Raw genomic sequence first — 3267 nt, 5'->3', positions numbered from 1 at the left:
GCCGAGGACGAGGGTGGCGTGCTGTCATTGAAGGTCGAGAACGACATTCTCACCTCCGGCGATGATGGCCATTACACCAACGGCTTTGCGCTGAGCTACACCTTCAAGACACCAGAGCAGCACTGGTCACGCTCATTCGCGGACTGGGTGCCCGGCTTCAGCGCGGCGCGATTGGACGCCACGGCCTACCGCTTCGGACAGCAGATCTATACCCCCAATGACATCAAGCGAGAGCAACCGGATCAGGATGACCGCCCCTACGCGGGCTACCTGTTCGGTGGCGTCTCGCTGTTCGCCGGTGAAGAGGGAGATGACTGGCGACGGGTGGACACCTTCAATCTGGATCTCGGCATCGTCGGCCCGGCCTCGGGCGCCAAGGATGCTCAGAAGGCGGTACACAAGCTGACCGGCAGTGATGAGCCGGAGGGTTGGGATCACCAGCTGCACAACGAGCCGGTGATCAGCACCGGCTGGCAGACGCAGCTATGGCTGCCGGCCAGGGCCGCAGGGCTGGAGGTGGAGTACGGCCCCTCGGCTTCCGTGGCGCTGGGCAATCTCTACACCTATGCGGGCGTCGGTGGCGGGGTACGCATCGGCCAGGGGCTGACCCGCAGCTACGGGATACCGACAGTGGCGCCGGCCCAGGGCGGCCGTCAGTACTTCCATCCCGACGGTGATTTCGCCTGGTACCTGTTCGCCAATATCGAGGGCCGCGCGATGGCCTACAACATGCTGCTGGATGGCAATGGCTTCGAGGACAGCGCCTCGGTAGACCGTCGCCCACTGGTCGGCGACCTGCAACTGGGCTTCGCACTCAGCTGGCAACGCTGGCAGCTGGCGTTCGTCAACGTGTGGCGCACTCACGAATTCGAGACGCAGCAGGAGAGCGATCAATTCGGCTCGCTGACGCTCTCGACCTGGCTATGACTCGGCGCTGAGCTGCAGGCGGCACTGACAAGACGCGATGGATGAGCAGAGCCTGATGAGAAGTGTCTGATGAGCAGAAACAGAAAGGCCGGGCAGATAGCCCGGCCTTTCTGTCTGCGGGAAACGTCATGCTTCCCGGAAGGTTGCTGCTGGTTGAATCAGTGCATCTTGACCTTGCTCATGCCCCAGCAGATCAGCTTGCCGCCGATCAGAACGATCAGCGCCAGCACGATCAATGCCATCAGCATGGAGACGGGATTGACGATGAAGGTCGCACCCAGAATACCCAGGGCCACGCCCCAGACGTAGCGGTCACCGCTATCGATGCTCAGAGCCTCCGGCAGGACACGCTTGACGGTGGCACCCAGCGAGCCTTCCCAGCGGTTCAAGCACAGCATGAAGATCGCAGCGAAGCTCACCAGCCAGATCAATGTCACGGTCATCGAAATTCTCTCCTGAAAAATAGGGTCGCATGGCGCCTGAGTTGTCATTTCCCGTCAGGCGACGGGACAGAGTGTGCAGAGCGAGGCCACCTCGGGCCGCGCGTCAGAATCCGCAATATCCGAGTAGGCAGAGTAACCAGACCCTGTGGCCCTCGCAAGCCATCGCCCCAACCTTGTCTGGCCGCCAGCAGCAAGGCCGCTGTGCGCTGACAGGGCAACCCCGCCAGACACCTGATAATCCAACCGTTTTGCCCCTTTGTTCACCGATGGCGTCGGGGGTGAGAAAAAACCCTGCCTCAGGGTTGAAATGCACGCCTGCGAGCGTCACCTATACTTTCAAGACAAGGTAACGTGCGCTGGATTGCCTCTCTGGCAATGTCATCAGCGGGCCAGGAGCCACGTGATACGCGGCTTTTTTCCAGTTTCCCCCCTGACAGTCACCTCAGGGGCACGTTACCATTGACGTTCATATACCTATCGAAAGGCTCTCATCATGCAAATCGCCCAGAATGCCGTCGTATCCTTCCACTACACCCTGACCAACAACGAAGGGGAAGTGCTGGATAGCTCCGAAGGTCGCGAGCCGCTGGCCTACATCCACGGCGCTGGCAACATCGTCCCGGGCCTCGAGAAGGAACTCGACGGCAAGACTTCCGGCGACGAGCTGAAAGTTGCCGTCTCTCCGGAAGAAGGTTACGGCGAAGTCCAGGAAGCCCTGGTCCAGGAAGTGCCGCGTGAAGCCTTCCAGGGTGTCGAAGACATCGAAGCTGGCATGCAGTTCCAGGCGCAGACCCAGGGCGGCCCGCTGATGGTCACCGTCACCAAGGTCGAAGGCGACACTGTCACTGTCGATGGCAACCACCCGCTGGCCGGCGAAACCCTGAACTTCGACGTGCAGATCACCAACGTGCGTGAAGCTTCTGCTGAAGAGCTGGAACACGGCCACGTTCACGGCGAAGGCGGCGTGGAGCACTAAGCTCCGCCTCTTCCCTCATCTGAGGCATCTCCCCGGATGAGCGCCTCCCACAGTGTGGGAGGCCGGAACCGAAAGCCCCGCGACTGAGTCATCAGTCGCGGGGCTTTTTCGTGTCTGGCTCCGTGTCGGCCTGACTGGCTTGGCGCGCTTGTCAGACTGGCTCAGCCCTCTCTTCACAGCCCTGATCACTCATGATTCCGGATCAGGCACCGCAGCTGGGCGGCGTGGCATCGCTGGAAAGGCTCAGGCCACGAAACAGCGCCGTGGCATCACCGCCGGCATTGTCACCGTCAGCCATCAGCGCCAGTCCGGCAATCTCGCTCGGCTTGCTGCCAAACAGTGACGCGTAATCAGCCCGCAGATCACGCACCTCCGCCACCCACTGCCCCACCTTCTCGTCGCCGGATTCGACCGCCAGCAGCACGGCACGATCCGTGAAGGCATTGTCCCAGTGGCTGCCTTTAGCTTGATTGCTGGACCAGACGTAATTGATGGCTTCGACCTGCCACGGCAGGATACCGGTCTTGTTGACCACGTAGAGACGCGCCGGATAGTCATCGCCGCCCTTGGTCTTCTCGTTCACGCTCGGGTAGATGCCATCCACCTGCCAGCACCATTTCAGATAGGGCGTCTCTTCAAGCGAGATATCCTGCTCCAGATAGCGCGCGGACGCCTGGCCCCGAGCGCGCGCCTCGAGCGCAGGTCTGCCATCGCGCTCCACCACGCGATAGGCCGTCTGGCCTTCGAAGGTCTTCTCGCCCCAGGCAAGAATCTGCGCAGGCGAGAAACTCCTGTCAGCCGCGTGGGTCACCGAGGGCAGTAGCGCCGCCAGCAGGCCGCTGGAGGCGACTGCCGCGAACAGGGGCAGGAATGATGGCAACTGACGGGAAGCAATCTTCATTGGCAGGACTCCGAGGCGCC

Annotated in this window: 4 protein-coding genes; 2 read left to right on the top strand and 2 right to left on the bottom strand. The window is 61.8% G+C overall.

The features are described 5' to 3' along the window. Window positions 1–927, top strand: a 927-nt coding sequence (locus AC4FAH_RS04050) for a lipid A deacylase LpxR family protein (RefSeq protein WP_490245668.1), incomplete at its 5' end; no start/stop codon positions are given. Between the two features lie 158 nt (window positions 928–1085). Here AC4FAH_RS04050 and AC4FAH_RS04045 read toward each other — a convergent pair. Next, on the bottom strand, window positions 1086–1370 hold the full coding sequence (locus AC4FAH_RS04045) for a hypothetical protein (protein WP_043333859.1): 285 nt from the start codon (window positions 1368–1370) through the stop codon (window positions 1086–1088). A 493-nt stretch (window positions 1371–1863) separates the two neighbouring features. Here AC4FAH_RS04045 and AC4FAH_RS04040 point away from each other — a divergent pair, with 493 nt between their 5' ends. Continuing rightward, window positions 1864–2346 (top strand): FKBP-type peptidyl-prolyl cis-trans isomerase, encoded by a 483-nt coding sequence (locus AC4FAH_RS04040; RefSeq protein ID WP_043333860.1) that lies wholly within the window; start codon window positions 1864–1866, stop codon window positions 2344–2346. A 202-nt stretch (window positions 2347–2548) separates the two neighbouring features. On the opposite strand, the gene AC4FAH_RS04035 is transcribed toward AC4FAH_RS04040, so the two are convergent. Beyond that, on the bottom strand, window positions 2549–3247 hold the full coding sequence (locus tag AC4FAH_RS04035; protein WP_490245667.1) for a DUF3047 domain-containing protein: 699 nt from the start codon (window positions 3245–3247) through the stop codon (window positions 2549–2551). Between the last annotated feature and the right edge of the window lie 20 nt (window positions 3248–3267).

The sequence above is a fragment of the Cobetia sp. genome (assembly GCF_983723665.1).
The sequence above is the reverse complement of the archived record's forward strand: the minus strand, read 5'-3'. Positions and strand labels throughout refer to the sequence as shown.

Bases quoted from the DNA above. Each gene is read 5' to 3' on its own strand.
- AC4FAH_RS04045 (WP_043333859.1), bottom strand. From the start codon at position 1,370: ATGACCGTGACATTGATCTGGCTGGTGAGCTTCGCTGCGATCTTCATG.
- AC4FAH_RS04040 (WP_043333860.1), top strand. From the start codon at position 1,864: ATGCAAATCGCCCAGAATGCCGTCGTATCCTTCCACTACACCCTGACC.
- AC4FAH_RS04035 (WP_490245667.1), bottom strand. From the start codon at position 3,247: ATGAAGATTGCTTCCCGTCAGTTGCCATCATTCCTGCCCCTGTTCGCG.